At 43.4% G+C, this 16,077-nt stretch carries 16 protein-coding genes; 15 read left to right on the top strand and 1 reads right to left on the bottom strand.

Translation table 11 applies throughout. The features are described 5' to 3' along the window. The first annotated feature begins 1 nt into the window (after nt 1). The 6 genes from VSQ62_RS20835 to VSQ62_RS20810 all read left to right on the top strand — a co-directional run bounded on the left by VSQ62_RS20835 (nt 2) and on the right by VSQ62_RS20810 (nt 6,695). Nucleotides 2-490, top strand: coding sequence for a PrgI family protein (locus VSQ62_RS20835; protein WP_334636672.1), 489 nt, complete (start codon nt 2-4; stop codon nt 488-490). Next, nucleotides 483-2,816: a VirB4-like conjugal transfer ATPase, CD1110 family gene (locus VSQ62_RS20830; protein WP_334636671.1), complete on the top strand. Its 2,334-nt coding sequence runs from the start codon at nt 483-485 to the stop codon at nt 2,814-2,816. The genes VSQ62_RS20835 and VSQ62_RS20830 overlap by 8 nt, the downstream gene beginning before the upstream one ends. Before the next feature lie 13 nt (nt 2,817-2,829). Beyond that, complete coding sequence (locus VSQ62_RS20825; RefSeq protein WP_334636670.1) at nt 2,830-3,600, top strand: DNA-methyltransferase; 771 nt, start codon at nt 2,830-2,832, stop codon at nt 3,598-3,600. Next, nucleotides 3,588-3,992 carry a DUF6075 family protein gene (locus VSQ62_RS20820; RefSeq protein WP_334636669.1) on the top strand — a complete coding sequence of 135 codons (405 nt, stop codon included), beginning with the start codon at nt 3,588-3,590 and terminating at the stop codon, nt 3,990-3,992. Before VSQ62_RS20825 ends, VSQ62_RS20820 begins: the two co-directional genes overlap by 13 nt. Nucleotides 3,993-4,076: 84 nt before the next feature. Continuing rightward, the gene (locus tag VSQ62_RS20815) at nt 4,077-4,862 is read left to right on the top strand and encodes a class B sortase (protein WP_502957775.1); all 786 of its coding nucleotides are present in this window, start codon (nt 4,077-4,079) and stop codon (nt 4,860-4,862) included. A gap of 39 nt (nt 4,863-4,901) precedes the next feature. After that, entirely contained in the window at nt 4,902-6,695 is a 1,794-nt protein-coding gene (locus tag VSQ62_RS20810; RefSeq protein ID WP_334636668.1) for a lysozyme family protein, read from the top strand. A 28-nt stretch (nt 6,696-6,723) separates the two neighbouring features. On the opposite strand, the gene VSQ62_RS20805 is transcribed toward VSQ62_RS20810, so the two are convergent. Then, the gene (locus tag VSQ62_RS20805; RefSeq protein ID WP_334636666.1) at nt 6,724-7,077 is read right to left on the bottom strand and encodes a helix-turn-helix domain-containing protein; all 354 of its coding nucleotides are present in this window, start codon (nt 7,075-7,077) and stop codon (nt 6,724-6,726) included. A gap of 255 nt (nt 7,078-7,332) precedes the next feature. Between VSQ62_RS20805 and VSQ62_RS20800 the strand changes: the two genes are divergently transcribed. From VSQ62_RS20800 to VSQ62_RS20760, 9 genes are all read left to right on the top strand, one after another. Then, the gene (locus VSQ62_RS20800; protein ID WP_334636665.1) at nt 7,333-8,007 is read left to right on the top strand and encodes a response regulator transcription factor; all 675 of its coding nucleotides are present in this window, start codon (nt 7,333-7,335) and stop codon (nt 8,005-8,007) included. Beyond that, nucleotides 7,995-9,176, top strand: coding sequence for a HAMP domain-containing sensor histidine kinase (locus VSQ62_RS20795; protein ID WP_334636664.1), 1,182 nt, complete (start codon nt 7,995-7,997; stop codon nt 9,174-9,176). Before VSQ62_RS20800 ends, VSQ62_RS20795 begins: the two co-directional genes overlap by 13 nt. Before the next feature lie 71 nt (nt 9,177-9,247). Then, complete coding sequence (locus VSQ62_RS20790; RefSeq protein ID WP_334636663.1) at nt 9,248-10,126, top strand: ABC transporter ATP-binding protein; 879 nt, start codon at nt 9,248-9,250, stop codon at nt 10,124-10,126. Then, complete coding sequence (locus VSQ62_RS20785; protein WP_334636662.1) at nt 10,123-11,529, top strand: ABC transporter permease; 1,407 nt, start codon at nt 10,123-10,125, stop codon at nt 11,527-11,529. Before VSQ62_RS20790 ends, VSQ62_RS20785 begins: the two co-directional genes overlap by 4 nt. Beyond that, complete coding sequence (locus VSQ62_RS20780) at nt 11,459-12,100, top strand: hypothetical protein (protein ID WP_334636660.1); 642 nt, start codon at nt 11,459-11,461, stop codon at nt 12,098-12,100. Before VSQ62_RS20785 ends, VSQ62_RS20780 begins: the two co-directional genes overlap by 71 nt. A gap of 433 nt (nt 12,101-12,533) precedes the next feature. Next, entirely contained in the window at nt 12,534-13,043 is a 510-nt protein-coding gene (locus VSQ62_RS20775) for an RNA polymerase sigma factor (RefSeq protein WP_334636659.1), read from the top strand. A 584-nt stretch (nt 13,044-13,627) separates the two neighbouring features. Beyond that, nucleotides 13,628-13,978: a type II toxin-antitoxin system PemK/MazF family toxin gene (locus tag VSQ62_RS20770; RefSeq protein WP_334636658.1), complete on the top strand. Its 351-nt coding sequence runs from the start codon at nt 13,628-13,630 to the stop codon at nt 13,976-13,978. A gap of 17 nt (nt 13,979-13,995) precedes the next feature. Further along, complete coding sequence (locus VSQ62_RS20765; RefSeq protein ID WP_334637793.1) at nt 13,996-14,169, top strand: hypothetical protein; 174 nt, start codon at nt 13,996-13,998, stop codon at nt 14,167-14,169. Between the two features lie 63 nt (nt 14,170-14,232). Beyond that, nucleotides 14,233-15,918, top strand: a complete 1,686-nt coding sequence (locus VSQ62_RS20760; protein ID WP_334636656.1) for a recombinase family protein — start codon at nt 14,233-14,235, stop codon at nt 15,916-15,918. Nucleotides 15,919-16,077: the final 159 nt, after the last annotated feature.

The following is a 16,077-nucleotide window of genomic DNA, read 5'->3' as shown; positions in this document are numbered from 1 at the left end:
ATTGGAAGTAAAGATAAATAAGGAAATCCGTAACTATACGGAGAGTATGTTCTTCGGGCTGTCCATGCGGCAGTTCCTTTTTTCTGTCCTTGCCTGCGGCGTGGCGGTAGGTCTGTTTTTCCTGCTCCGTGGCAGGTTCGGGACGGAAACCGTGAGCTGGATGTGCGTGTTGGGTGCTTCGCCCTTTGCGGTGATGGGATTTGTACGGTACAACGGCATGACCGCAGAGCAGTTCGTGTGGGCATGGATAAAATCAGAGTTTCTAATGCCAAAAAGGGTGCTGTTTCTCCCAGACAACCTCTATTATGAAGCATTGAAACAGAGCATTGAAGCCCATGAAAAGGAAACGCCTGCTGTACAGAAAAAGCGTAGGAAGAAAAAACGCAGGGCGAAAAGGCGGAAGGAAGCAAGAAAGCGGAGAAAGCAGGCTGTAAAAGCAAGAAAGAAGAATGAAAAATCAAGAAAGCGTAAGGAGGCAGACTATGATTAAGACGCTCAGGAACCTGTTCAAGCAGGACAGGGAGAAATTCGCCGTGCCGAAATCGGTGCAGGCGGTCATCCCGTTAAAGACCATGTGGGAGGACGGCATTTTCCTTGTCGGCAGGAACAAATATGCAAAGACCTTTAAGTTTGAGGACATCAATTATGCCGTGGCGAGCCGTGAGGACAAAGAAGCGATGTTCCTCGAATACTCGGAGCTTTTAAATGCCCTTGACAGCGGGGCGACCACGAAAATCACCATCAATAACCGCCGCTTGAATAAAGCGGATTTTGAGCAGACCATCCTTATCCCGATGGCGGAGGACAATCTGGATAAATACCGTAAGGAGTACAACAAGATGCTGCTCGACAAGGCGACAGGGGCTAATTCCATCGTGCAGGACAAGTATGTGACCATCTCCGTCTGCAAGAAGAACATCGAAGAAGCGAGGAATTATTTTGCCCGTGTCGGGGCTGACCTTATCGGGCATTTCAACCGTCTTGGCTCGAAGTGTACGGAACTGGATGCGAATGATAAGCTCCGTATTTTCCATGATTTTTACCGCACAGGAGAGGAAACAGCGTTTTCCTTATGTCTGGCACAGACCATGCGGAAAGGTCACGACTTCAAGGACTATATTTGTCCAGACTCTTTTGAATTTGAAAAAGATTATTTCCGCATCGGAAACCGTTACGGGCGTGTGATTTTCCTGCGTGAGTATGCCGCCTATATCAAGGACAGCATGGTGGCGGAGCTTTGCGAGTTAAACCGTAACATGATGCTCTCGGTTGATGTTGTGCCTGTCCCTACGGACGAAGCCGTGAGGGAGGTGGAGAACCGTCTTTTGGGCGTGGAAACCAACATCACGAACTGGCAGCGGAAACAGAACCAGAACAACAATTTTTCCGCTGTTATCCCCTATGACTTGGAGCAGCAGAGGAAAGAGAGCAAGGAATTTCTTGATGATTTGACGACCCGTGACCAGAGGATGATGTTTGCGGTGCTTACGATGGTGCATACGGCAGACACCAAAGAGCAGCTCGACAATGACACCGAAGCATTACTCACGACAGCAAGAAAGCATCTCTGCCAGTTTGCCGTGCTTAAATTTCAGCAGATGGACGGTCTGAATACCGCCCTGCCGTTCGGCGTGAGGAAGATTGATGCCCTGCGTACCCTCACCACGGAGAGCCTTGCGGTATTTATTCCGTTTCGTGTGCAGGAAATCTACCACAAAGACGGTGTGTACTATGGGCAGAACGTAATCAGTAAAAATATGATTATCGCCAACCGCCGCCATCTCTTGAACGGAAATTCCTTTATTCTCGGCGTGTCTGGTGCAGGCAAGTCATTCACGGCAAAGGAGGAAATGACGAATATTATTCTCACCGACCCTAACGCAGACGTGATTATTATAGACCCCGAACGTGAGTATTCCCCACTTGTGAAAGCGATGCAGGGGGAAGTCATTCACATTTCCGCTACAAGCGAAAACCATATAAACGCTATGGATATGAACTCTGATTACGGCGACGGTGCCAATCCCGTCATTTTGAAATCAGAGTTTATTTTGTCTTTGTGCGAGCAGCTTATCGGCGGTGCAAGTCTGGGGGCAAAGCAGAAGTCCATCATTGACCGCTGCACGGCGGGCGTGTACCGCTACTATCAGCAGGGGAACTATATGGGGACGCCGCCGACCTTGCAGGACTTCCGTGAGGAGCTGTTGAAGCAGGACGAGCCAGAAGCACAGGAAATCGCCCTTGCGATTGAGCTTTTTACGGACGGTTCTCTCAATACTTTTGCCAAGCATACGAATGTGGACACCCACAGCCGCCTTATCTGTTATGACATTCTGGATTTGGGCAAGCAGTTACAGCCTATCGGTATGCTTGTGGTGCTTGACAGCATCTTGAACCGCATCACGATGAACAGGGCAAAAGGCAGGAATACGTTTATCTTCATTGACGAGATTTACCTGCTGTTTCAGCATGAGTATTCTGCGAACTTCCTTTTTACACTCTGGAAACGTGTGCGTAAGTACGGGGCGTACTGTACTGGAATCACGCAGAACGTGGACGACCTGTTGCAGAGCCATACGGCGAGGACGATGCTTGCCAACAGCGAATTTATTATCATGCTGAATCAGGCATCGACAGACCGTATCGAGCTTGCGAAGCTCCTTAACATCTCCGACCTTCAGATGAGCTATATCACGAATGTCGGTGCGGGGCAGGGGCTTTTAAAAGTAGGCAGCTCCCTTGTGCCGTTCGTCAATAAGTTCCCACGCAACACGGAGCTGTATAAGCTGATGACGACCAAATTTGGCGAGGTCTAAAAGGAGGGCGTTTTTGGAGAGGAACCGTATTTATTGTGCCGATTGTGTGGAAGTGCTGCGGGGGCTGCCAGACAGGAGCGTGGATTTGGTGATTGCCGACCCGCCGTACTACCGCATGAAAGGAGGGTTTGACTTTGTGTTCCAGACAGTATCGGAATATCTGGAATGGTGTTTGTTATGGGCAGGGGAATGTTACAGGGTTTTAAAGCCCACGGGTGCGTTTTACTGTTGGGGGAGCTGCCAGATGATAGATAAGCTCTCCGTCCACGTTTTGGATAAGTTTGACTGGATAAAGCGGAATCTGATTGTCTGGAATTACCGAACGGGGCGACCTGCGAAAGCGGCTTATCGGAATGAAGCGGAGTTTTTGTGGTTTTACAGTAACCCCCTGCATGAAATCAATATTGATGCTATCCGCATCCCTTATGATGCGGGCGGCGAAAAAGATAAGAGGAAAAATCCAAAGGGGAAATCCTGCGGGAACGTGTGGGAGTTTCCGAGGATTATGCCCAACTATAAAGAAGCGACAGGGCATCCCACGCAGAAGCCAGAGAAACTGGCGGAACGGATGCTGCTTGCAAGCAGCAGGGCTGGCGATTTGGTAGTGATTCCCTTTGCGGGTTCGGGGAGTGAGATAGTCCAATGTATCAAGAACGGGCGTGATTTTATCGCTTCTGAAATCAATGAATCCTATGTCGGGGATATGATTCTGCCACGTCTGCAAAAAGAAACGGATTGTACTGTATTGGAACAGGAGAAAGGAGGATTTTTATGTCAGAGATAAGGTTCCGCAACGCTGCCCACCGTGATTTCTTTCTGGAAAACATGATGAAATGCAAGGTCAACGACTGTTACCACAGGGCATTTTTTTATGTGATGGGGATTGCGGAGGAAACAAGGAAGAATATCAATTCCATGTTCGACTTTAAGACGGACTGCATCGAGCCAGAGGGGATGCATGCAGGATGGCAGACGAGCGGCACGGTCAAGGTCTGCCACCTTGCCTTTAACCTCTGGAACGGATATGCGGAGGACGGGCGTGAGAAATATTCTACGCCAGAGGAATTGTTCTGCTGCGAGTTTGCCCCGTATTTCATGGAGGGCATCAAGGTAAGGTATCCCGAATATTGCAGGGATTTACCCGCCCCTAAAAAGCAGACGGAGCATACACGGTAGAAATGATATTAAGGAAACACCCTGCGGGCATATCTCTATGCCCAGAAAGCAGGGCAGGGATTAGAGAAAGGAAAAGAAAAGTCTATGAATTTGAAAAACTATAAAACGATTATCTGTACTGCCGCCGCTGTTGCCTTTTTGGGAGCGGCGGTTTTTTGCGGCTTTAAGATTTACAGCCATTATCAGCAGATAGACGAGCAGACCGAAGCTTTTGCGGAGATTGCGGAGGTTGTGGAGAACGCCGAGCCAGAGGAAGAACCGCCCAAAGATAAGGATGAGCCAGTCAGCGAGGGCGAGGATATTCTGGCAAAGTATAAGGAGCTGTATTTGCAGAATGAGGATATGGCGGGTTGGATTGCTATTGACGGCACAACTGTCAATTATCCCGTCATGCAGAGCAAGAACAGCCCGAATTTCTATCTGAAGCACAATTTTGAAAAACAGTACAGCGATTTGGGAGTGCCTTATATCCAAGAAGACTGCAATATTTTGGAAAGCGACAATCTGGTTATCTACGGACACCACATCAAGGGCGGCAGGATATTCGGGGCGTTGGAAGATTACAAGTCCAAGAGCTTTTATGAGAAGCACAAGACCATCCAGTTTGATACCCTCACGGAGCAGGCGGAGTATGAAATCATCGCCGTGTTTAAGACCGTGGCGTACAGCCCACAGGGCTACCGCTATTATGATTTTGTCCATGCGGAAAATGAAAAGGAGTTTGCCGCTTATGTCGCAAAGTGTAAGGAACTTGCCTTGTATGATACGGGCGTGACCGCTGAATACGGCGACAGGCTCATTACTCTTTCCACCTGCGAATATTCCGCACAGAACGGCAGGCTTGTAGTCGTGGCGAAAAAGGTAGATTAGCAAGACCGCAAAATCCTCTGGGAAAGGAGGTCGATTTTTATGGCTGATATAAAGACCAGAGATGCGGTCAAAGGCACGATTAAGACGTTGGACAAAGCCGCCATCGCAGGCGAACGCATGAAATCCGCTTATGCCAAGACAAAGGACAAGGCGGAGCAGGGATATTATGCAGAGGAAAATTCGCCTACGGAATATGCCGCCGATAAGTTTTCCCATACTTCGGGGTGTATCAGGGACGAGGGAATCCACCAATTCAATAAGCAGGGACAGAAGAATGTCCAGACAACAAAAGAGAATATCGGCAGGGCTAAAGATAAAATCGCCGAATTTAAGACCAAACGTGCGGTAAAAGCCGCCGAGCAGAAAAGAGCAAGAGAGTATGCAGAACAGGCAGGCTCGCAGATCCGTCACGGAACTGCGAGCCGTTCTTCTGTCCCCGATGTTTCTGCTAAGAATGAAGCCCCGCAGACAGGGGCAAGCCAGTTGATAAAGACAAGGCAGCAGGGCAAAAAGACAATCAAGACCACTGCCAGAAATGCAGAGAAAACAGTAAAATCCACGGCAAAGGGGACGGTCAAGGCTGCGGAAAAAGGCGTGAAAACCGCAAAGGCGACATCCAAGACAGCGATTAAGACCACAGAGCAGACCGCAAAGACCGCACAGAAAGCGGCAAAGGCATCTGCCAAAGCCACCCAAAAGGCGGCACAGACGGCGAAAGCCACCGCAAAGGCGACAGCCGAAGCAACGAAAGCCACGGTCAGAGCCACCGTTGCGGCGGTCAAGGCGATTATCGCAGGCACAAAGGCTCTGATTTCCGCACTCATCGCAGGCGGGTGGGTTGCCGTTGTGATAATCCTCATTGTCGTTCTGCTTGGATGTGCCGTTTTCTTGTTTGGCGGCGGTAGCGACAGCACTTCCTATACCCCCGTGAGTGCGGAGGTAGAAGCCTACACGCCACTGATACAGAAATATGCGAAGCAGTACGGCATCCCCGAATATGTGGAGCTTATCAAGGCGGTGATGATGCAGGAATCTGGGGGAAAAGGCAGCGACCCGATGCAGGCGGCGGAGGGGAGCTTCAATAAGAAATACCCCCATGAGCCGAACGGCATCAAAGACCCAGAGTATTCCATCGAGTGCGGCGTGCAGGAATTGAAAGCCGCCCTCACGTCAGCCGAGGTGGAAAGCCCGATTGATATGGAGCGTATCAAGCTCGCCTTGCAGGGCTATAACTTCGGCAACGGCTATATCTCATGGGCAAAGACTAACTACGGCGGCTATTCCTATGCAAATGCGGTGGAATTTTCGGCGATGCAGGCGAACCGTCTGGGTTGGGAGAAGTACGGCGACACGCAGTACCCCGCCCATGTGCTACGCTATTACCCATACGGGCGGGCGTTCACAAGCGGCGGCAACCAAGCCATAGTGGAAGTTGCCTTGACACAGCTCGGCAACGAGGGCGGTCAGCCCTATTGGAGTTGGTACGGATTTAACGGGCGTGTGGAATGGTGTGCCTGCTTCGTGTCGTGGTGTGCCGACCAGTGCGGCTATCTGGAGAGCGGCATCATCCCGAAATTCTCCCTCTGCTCGGACGGCGTAAACTGGTTCAAGGGCAAGGGGCAATGGCAGGATAAAAACTATGAGCCGCAGACAGGCGACCTTATCTTCTTTGATTGGGGGCATGACGGCTCAATCGACCATGTGGGAATCGTGGAGAAATGCGAGAATGGAACGGTCTACACCGTGGAGGGCAACTCTGGGGATGCCTGCAAGCAGCAGAGCTATCCTGTCGGGAGCAGCTCAATCTATGGTTACGGCGTGGTTGCCTATTAGAAAAAAGGCGAAAGGGCATACCAGAGGGTTATTCCTCTGGCTCTTTCGCTTTACATATGCCCATAGCTGTTGCTTCAATGATAGTCAACGCTTTCTCATCAAACGTATCTAGCATTTTGTCTATCTGCCTGCGGCGAGAAGATTTTTCAGCTTGTTTGTCAGAAAATATGTATTGGTCAGCCGAAATATCAAACATTGTAATAAGTTCAACAAATAATTGGAATCCTGGATGCTGCCCCTCATTTTCAACAAATTGGAGATGCCTTGGAGTAATGCCGAGTTGTTCAGCTAATTGTTCTCTTGTTAAACCGTTCTTCTCACGAGCATTCTTAATGGCTTCCCCTAAAGGCATAAAGTCAAATGTTTCTGCTTTTTCATTCATAAGTTTACCACCTCGTATTCATAAAATTTCATAATATATTTTACGGAAATCAAAGTTCTCATTAAACGAAATAGATTTTCTACATACAAGAAATACAATTTCCTATATATGGAAATACAGATTCGCATTCGCACAATTGATAAGGAGTGGCTAAATGAGTATAATTTAGAGTAGAAAAATAAGTTTTGAATTGTCGAAAATTTGTCTTTTGGGTTTTATAATAAAACAGACTGCATTCAGAAAGGAGCATTGCATATGAAATATAAGGTACTGATTATAGATGATGAGGAAATGATTCTTACGATGCTGAAAAAATGTTTAGAAGCAGAAAATTTTCTTGTATATACAGCTAATAATGCAAAAAAAGCATTAGAGCTTATGTCAGTTGCACCAGATATTATACTATTGGATATAAACATGCCAGAAATGGATGGGTTGGAATTGTGTCAATTTGTTCGGAAACATATATCGTGTCCTATTATATTTCTAACGGCAAGGGTAACAGAGCAGGATGTAATAAAAGGGCTGTCAGTTGGCGGTGATGATTATATTACAAAGCCTTTCCGTGTGGATGAGCTTTTAGCAAGGATTTTGGCACACCTACGTCGTGAAGAACGAAAAAATAACGCTGATAATTTGAAATTCGACGAGGAACTTATCATTGATTATAATAGCAGACAGGTATTTTTAGGCAGACAGGAATTAGACTTTTCAAATAAAGAGTTTGAGATTATCAGGCTTCTTTCGCAAAATGCAGGAATGGTTTTTGACAGGGAAACTATTTATGAAAGACTTTGGGGCTATGATGGCGAGGGTGACAGTATTGTAGTTAAGGAACATATTCGTAGAATACGAAATAAACTGGCAGATTATACGGATAAAAACTATATAGAAACCGTATGGGGAGTGGGGTACAAATGGATAAAATAAAAAATGTATCAATAAAGCGGTCTATGGCTATAACATTTATCATTACGATTTGTATTATAGGTATGCTTTCTGGAATTACAGTTTTTTTGGCAAATCGGTCACAGCAGGAAATTTTGAGAAATAGATATTTGATGATTAAATCACCCGACTACAAAATAGATAAAAATGCAGACAAGTATACGGTGGATATGGATGGAAGTGTTGTTGAATGGCATGGATTAAGTACAGGAGAAAACATTGCATATTTTATGTGTTATTTTGCGATGATTGGTTTGCCTGTCATTTATATTATTGTTGGTATTGGGAGTGCCGCAGCAATCTATTATCGGATGAAACTTAAAGTTCCAATTTTACAGCTACAAAATGGAATGAAAAGGATACAGGATAACGACCTTGATTTTTGTATTGAGTATTGTGGTGATGATGAATTAGGAGAATTATGCAACTCTATGGAAAAAATGCGTAAGGAACTCTGCTATAATAATAAGGCTTTATGGGAAACACTTAGGCAGAGAAAATTATTGAATGCATCAGTTGCTCATGATTTGCGTACTCCGATTACGGTTTTAAGGGGGTATATTGACTTTCTTGAAAAAAATGTTCCACAAGATAAACTGACAGAAGAAATGCTCATGGATACCATATCTTCCATGCAGGGTGCAGTATTACGTTTGGAGCGTTATGTAGAGTGTGTCCGTGATGTGGAAAAAATTGAGAGCATCGAAATAAAACGGGAACAGCAGGATATGGTTTCATTATTAAAAGAAATGGAAAGCAATATTCATCAGTTGGCAGGGGATAAAAAAATAGATTTTTTGACAGATATTTCTTTTACTTCGGTCAGTATAGATAAAAGTGTACTTTTTCGAGTACTGGAAAATTTATTTCAAAATGCTATGCGGTATATGAATGAGCAAATAATTGTAGAAGTTTCCACAAAAGAAAATCTATTTTTCATGTCTATAAAAGATGATGGAAAAGGATTTTCTGAAGAAGATTTAAGGCAGGCTACAAATATGTTTTATGGGAAAGAAAAAGGAAAGGAACATTTTGGTATAGGACTTGGCGTAAGCAGAGTGCTTTGCGAAAAACATGGCGGATTTCTTAAAATTGGTAATAATAAAATGTCTGGAGCCTATGTAACGGCTGTTTTTGATATTTCTGAATAATGTTGGCGAAAATTTGTCTTTTGGATATTAGAATCTCCTTACAATAAAACGTAAGGAGGTTTTTCATTTATATGGAAATTGTTATTGATAATCTTTCTAAAAAATATGGAAAAAAAGAAGCCATTAAAAATCTTTCTCTGACTATACCGTCGGGAATGTATGGATTGCTTGGAAGAAATGGTGCGGGGAAAACGAGTTTAATGCGGATATTGGCAACTCTTTCCGTTCCGACAAGCGGAGATGTCTGGATGAATGGTGTTTCAATAAAAGAAACAATGAAAATCAGAGAAATGGTGGGGTATCTTCCGCAGGATTTTTCTATGTATAGAAGTATGACAGTTTTTGGGGCAATGGATTATCTTGGTTTGTTATCGAATATTCCTGACAGAATACGGAAAGAAAGGATTGACCATCTTCTTGAAAAAGTGAATCTGGAAGATAATGTAAAAACGAAAGTTAAGGCTCTTTCGGGTGGGATGAAGCGACGATTAGGAATAGCACAGGCACTTCTTCATAATCCGCAAATTCTTATTGTTGATGAACCGACAGCGGGACTTGACCCCGAAGAACGCATACGTTTCCGAAATTTATTAAGTGATTTTGCAGATGATAGGATTGTACTCTTATCGACACATATTGCCTCTGATATTGAATCTACATGCAACGGAGTTGCGGTGTTGAATAATGGCAGGTTAATATTTCATGGAAATACGGAAAAATTGATACAGCAGGCAGATGGAAAGGTTTATATTATCAAAACACCAAAAAAGATAGACAATCGTATAAAAGAAAAATATATTTGTCTGAATATGAGTAACTCTCGTGCAGGCGTACAGTACAGAGTATTATCAGATACTCTGCCAGAAGAAAAAGCGGAGTTGCAATCGCCTACGTTAGAAGATGGTTATATGTATTTGCTGCATCAAATAGAGGGAGGTATCAATTCATGAAATTATATTTAAGAGAATGTCGTAGAATAGCGACCAGTTTGGTATATTTTCTTTTTATTGCTGTATTGGTTTTCAGTTGGTGGGGAAAGTTTCGGGGTGTGACGAAAACAGAGATTGACTGGGCAAATGGCAAGACGCCTGCGAATGTTGGGTTTGACAGACCTTTGCTTACACAGCCAACAGAGGATGACGACTATTTTGGCATGAAAACTTCTGAGGATAATCCAGAAGAGCTTATGACGGGCGTGACCAGAGCTTTATTAATGGAATATAAAAATAATATATATGCTACTTATCCTTTACCTGCCAGAAATTATAAAGCAGTTTCGCTCAGCAATAAAGAACAGGCACGAGTGCTTGAAATATTATGTGAAATAACAGGATTGACAGAAGAACAGCTAAACGATTTGCCGCAGGGGTATTTTCCTGCTGTAACTGGCACGATTATTTCAACCGATGCAGCAGATTTTAATGAGGATGGAAATCTGTATATGTCAGGCAGTGAGGATAAGGTGGCTAATGGCAGTGAAGAAACGGATAAAACTAAAAAATTCATATCACAGGTGACATATGAGCGTTTTAAGGAATTGATGCGAGAAATGGAAACAATGATTGGGGAAGAAGGCTCGCAATATTCAACAGAAATGATGATTACTTATTTTGGCTTATCAGAAATGAGCTATGAGGAAGCATGTGCCGAGTATGACCAGACAATTAAAGGAGATAAGGTGACGGGAAGTTTTGCTCGATTGTTCTGCGATTATATGGGACTGTCTTTAGGATTATACCCAATTTTTATTATTGTGTTTATGTGGTTAAAAGACCGATTAGATAGTGTAACTGAGTTGTTTTATACCCGCAGGGTATCTTCCTTTAAGTTGGTTTTAACAAGATATTTGGCAAGCATTACAATGGTTCTTATTCCAGTTATACTATTAAGTTTTGAATCTTTGATACCACTTGTGTCTTTCGGAAGTAAACAAGGCATTTCTATTGACCCGTTTGCTTATATCAAGTACATCTTATGGTGGTTACTGCCTACTGTAATGATAGTTTCTTCGATAGGTACATTTTTTACATTGTTGACAGATTCGCCAATAGCTGTTCTACTGCAATTTTTATGGTGGATAATTGACAAGGGTGCGACTGGATTGTCTGGAGATACGAAGATTACCACTTTGATGGTAAGGCATAATACATTGCGGGGATATGAGCTGATACAGGATAGCTTTTATGCTATTTGCGTAAATAGATTGCTGATGGCAGGCGTTAGTATTTTGATTCTTATTCTGTCAGCATGGATTTTACAACAGAAAAGGAAAGGAAAAATCAATGTGGCAAATATCTATCAAAGGTTTCTGGGAAATATTAAAAACAAATTTTCATCTATCCATACAAAATAATTTATTACTTGCGATATTGTATTTGTTGATTGTTCCTGTTCTACGGGGAATTGAAAATTTGGATGAAGTCCATTCAGCAGAATGTTTGGAGCAATCGGTAATACTCATTGGAATATTGTTAATTGTACCGCTCTATGCCGCAGAGCAGAAACGGACAATACGGGAAGTGGTGCTTACCAGAAGGATGCCACAATGGATGATTTTATTCATAAGAGTTGTTATGGCTATGATAATGCTTGTCTTATTGACGAGTGTATTTGCAAAAATCATGACAATGAAAAATTGTACTTTCCCTTATGTGAGTTATGTTATAGGAACTGTAATAAGCGAAACGGCTTTGGGAAGTATTGGCTTTCTTGTGGCAGTGCTAAGCAATTCGGTTATAGCAGGTTATTTGGTGTCAATAGGATATTTTTTGTTCAATTATCTTGGAAGTATATCAGACACTAATATTTTATATTTGTTTTCTATGGAAACAGGAAATTTTATAACGAAGATATGGCTTTTAAGTATCAGTGTGTTACTAATAATAGTTGCTTTGTTTTATTCAAAGAAAAAGAAAGTTTGTTAAGCAATTCTTTATTGCCCACCAAATAAAAAAAACGGTGATTTTGGTGGGCGATTTTGCTATGCCCAAATGAATAACGAACTCCCTCCAAACCTGTTTTATATTTTGGAGGGAGTTCTTATGTGTTGCTTTGGAATAGCAGGACAATCGCTTATCCGAAGCGGTTTTTATTTTTGTATATTACATAAAGGATTGGTGGATAGTTTGTTAAAAAAATCCATGTCAATTCGTGGAACACTTATACCCTTAAAGTAGAAGTCATATTTCTACATAATAGAAATAAATATTACCAAAACCGTAAAGGTCTGACATCCTTTGCGGTTTTTATTTTGTCGTTTTTTAGGGAAATACGCCGCAAGGCTGTTTCTGGGACTGGATGCCGTTCACCGCCTGCCAATCTGGATTTTCAAAAAAATTCAGATTGGAGGTACTTACGGTGAAATACGCACCAAGAAAGGTATATATCAAAGAAAATGGCAGCTATACAGAGCTGTCCTATAAAGAATTTTGCAAACGCAGAGAAAAGGATGGGACTTATGCGGACAAGCTCTTTATTCCAGTGCAGGGCTGTCTGATTGAAACGGAACAGACGCACTATGTTGAGTTTTATCGTGATAAGGAGCGTTGGCGTTATCTAAAGAAGCTCGACATAGACAACAGCCTGTTATCCTTAGAAGCTTTTGAAAGCGACGATGACAACAGTATTGATTTCATCGCTGATGAAGCGGTAAATGTTGCGGAAAGCGTTGTCCATAGGATGATGTTGGACAAGTTGCATTCTGCTCTTGCAACATTATCCGAAGATGAACAGAAGTTGGTAAATGCACTCTTTTTTCAAGAAATGTCGGAAAGGGAATGGTCGGGAATTTCGGGTATCCCACAAAAGACAATCAATGACCGAAAAAGGAGAATATTAGCCAAGCTAAAAAAATTTCTGGAAAAATAAAAATTTCTTCCGCTCAAGCCTCTCACTTTTTCCTTTGGAAAAGTGAGGGGCTTTTCAATGGAGTTTCCCAATGTTCATTGACAACCGAATACCCATTCGTCAAACACTTCCTCTTTGTGAATCAGATGGACAAAGCGTGTGCAGCGGTACGCCATGACCTGCCGACAAGCAGAAAGCGATGAAAGGTGGTGAGCGGATAAATGCCGACTCCAAATATCGGGCAGCTCCCGATTTCGCCATGACCCACAAAGAGAACAATGGTACTCCCGTCCAGTCACAGCCCGAACGGTACTCAATCCGTCGCAGGCAATGAGGGCGGCTCTGTCAGACCGACAGTTGGGGTGAAACTCCCGTGGCGTCAGTTCGCTGCTGACCGTTTGGCGACTTCCCTGCGTGAACAACGCTTTTGCATTTTCGGGGTGTCGAGGACAAATAGAAAATGCCTTTTATCATAAAGCCAGATGCAAGGCGGTCTATGGAAACAGAGCTTGTTTATGCTCACCTGACCTTAAATACTTCCTTGTGTCTGGCTGTTACATAGGCAGGACATATCTGCCTAAATTTCAGATAGGAGGTCAGACATTATGGACAGAATTATAAAGCGTGGTGACATTTACTACGCAGAGCTGAATCCCGTTATCGGCTCGGAACAGGGCGGCACACGACCCGTACTTATCATTTCCAATGATACGGGCAATAGGCACAGCCCGACGGTTATTATTGCCGCTATTACGGGCAAGACAAAAGCGAAGTTACCAACACATGCCGAGGCGAAGAATTTTGAGGGGCTTGACAGGGATTCCATTGTTTTGCTTGAGCAAATCCGCACAGTAGATAAGAAAAGGTTAAAACAGTATATGGGCATGATGCCTGCTGAAGCGATGGCAAGGGTTGATAAGGCTCTTGCCATTAGTCTTGCTATAACAGAGTTATAAAGGAGGTGTATCGGGATATGCTCATTGGCGATGAATGGAATGGTTTAGCTGACCTGTTGGCGAATCTGATAGCGAAATATGCTTCGGAGCTGGGCATAGACGATATGCCCGATGGCAGTCATAACAGGGAATATGGCAGTAACTCAGAAATTCCCCTAAATCGCACATTTGTTGTTTCAGGGAATCGCTGATACAATTTTTGGCGTAGGAAGTGAATACCACGGTTTTGGTTTGGAAAAGGAGTTGCTGTTATTATGAAGAAAGAAAAAGTAAAAGTTTACACTTATAAGAGAGTTTCCACAACCATGCAGATTGACGGTTACTCATTGGATGCACAAAGGGCAAGGATGAAAGCATATGCAGATTTCAACGATTACGAAATTGTAGGCGAATATGAGGATGCAGGAAAGTCGGGCAAGTCGATTGAGGGGCGGCTGCAATTCAGACAGATGATGGAAGATGTAAAATCGGGAAAAGATAATATCTCGTATGTGTTGGTGTTTAAGCTCTCACGTTTTGGAAGAAATGCAGCAGATGTCCTTTCTACGTTGCAGGTCATGCAGGATTTTGGAGTAAATTTAATCTGCGTGGAGGATGGAATTGATTCATCCAAAGATGCGGGCAAGCTGATGATTTCCGTATTGTCGGCGGTAGCTGAAATTGAGCGTGAGAATATCCGAGTACAGACAATGGAGGGAAGAATCCAAAAAGCCAGAGAGGGAAAATGGAATGGCGGGTTTGCCCCATATGGATACCAGCTTGTAAATGGTAAATTGGAAATTAACGAAGAAGAAGCGGTTGCAATCCGAACAATCTATGACCAGTATGTGAATACAGACATTGGTGCAAATGGAATTTCAAAGTATTTGGAAAATCACGGAATCCGAAAGATACAGCGTCAGAATGGGAAGAACCCTCTTTTTGATTCCCATTTAGTCCGCTCGATATTGAAAAATCCAGTCTACTGCGGTAAAATTGCTTATGGACGCAGAAAAACAGAAAAAATCCACGGAACACGAAATGAATACCATCTTGTAGAGCAGGATAATTTTCTTCTGGTGGACGGGCTGCATGAAGCTATCATTTCAGAGGAAGTCTGGAACGCTGCACAGGCAAAGTTAATTGTACAGGCGAAAAAGTACGAACACATCAACAAGGGGAAAGATGAGCGGACGCATCTGCTTTCTGGGATTGTGAAGTGTCCATTGTGCGGTGTAGGGATGTATGGGAATAAGAGCATCAAACATAGAAAGGATGGCACTAAGTATAAGGATTTTTTCTATTATGGGTGTAAACATCGTGGTATGCAGCGGGGACACAAATGCGATTATAAAAAGCAGATACGGGAAGAACTTCTCGACGATGCCATAGCCGAGGTAATAGTGAAGTTAGTCAGCAATCCTAATTTTGCGGCGATGATGCAGGAAAAAATCAACATGAAAGTTGATACAACTGCCATAGAGCAGGAAATAACAAATTATGAAAAACAGCTCCGTCAAGATTACTCCATCAAGTCTAAGCTGATAGATGAAATTGATAATCTTGACCCAGACGACAGACATTATATCAGAAGAAAGTCAGACCTTGATGACAGGCTTTATCGGATGTATGACAAGATAGAGGAATTGGAATCACAGTTGATTGATGCCAGAGCGAAAAAGACATCCATTGAAGCAGAGAAAATCACAGGTGATAATATTTATAAGGTATTGATTTGTTTTGACAAGTTATATTTCGCCATGAACGATGTGGAGCGTAGACAGCTTATCGAAGCATTGATAGCAGAAATACAGATTTATGAGGAACGCAAACCCAATGGTCAGTGGCTTAAATCAATTCGGTTTAAGCTGCCGATTATTGAAAAAGATTTCAGAATAGGTTTGGACAATGATACACACGTTGAGACGGTAGTATTGATGTCAAGGGTCGAAGGAAAATAGCCGCGAAAGCCCAGTAATACTGCGGTTTTCGGCTCCCGATGGTTTCGAGCGGGTGGAGACGGTAATCGCTCTGCGGTAACTTATCTATGGCGGCTTGGCTCAAAAAGTGTGAGAGTTGAGTTGCCGGATTAGATGTCACATAGTTGAAGCTGTGGATTA

The sequence above is a fragment of the Sporofaciens sp. JLR.KK001 genome (assembly GCF_036941055.1).
Classification (GTDB): domain Bacteria; phylum Bacillota; class Clostridia; order Lachnospirales; family Lachnospiraceae; genus Sporofaciens.
This window is presented reverse-complemented; position numbering and strand designations above follow the sequence as displayed.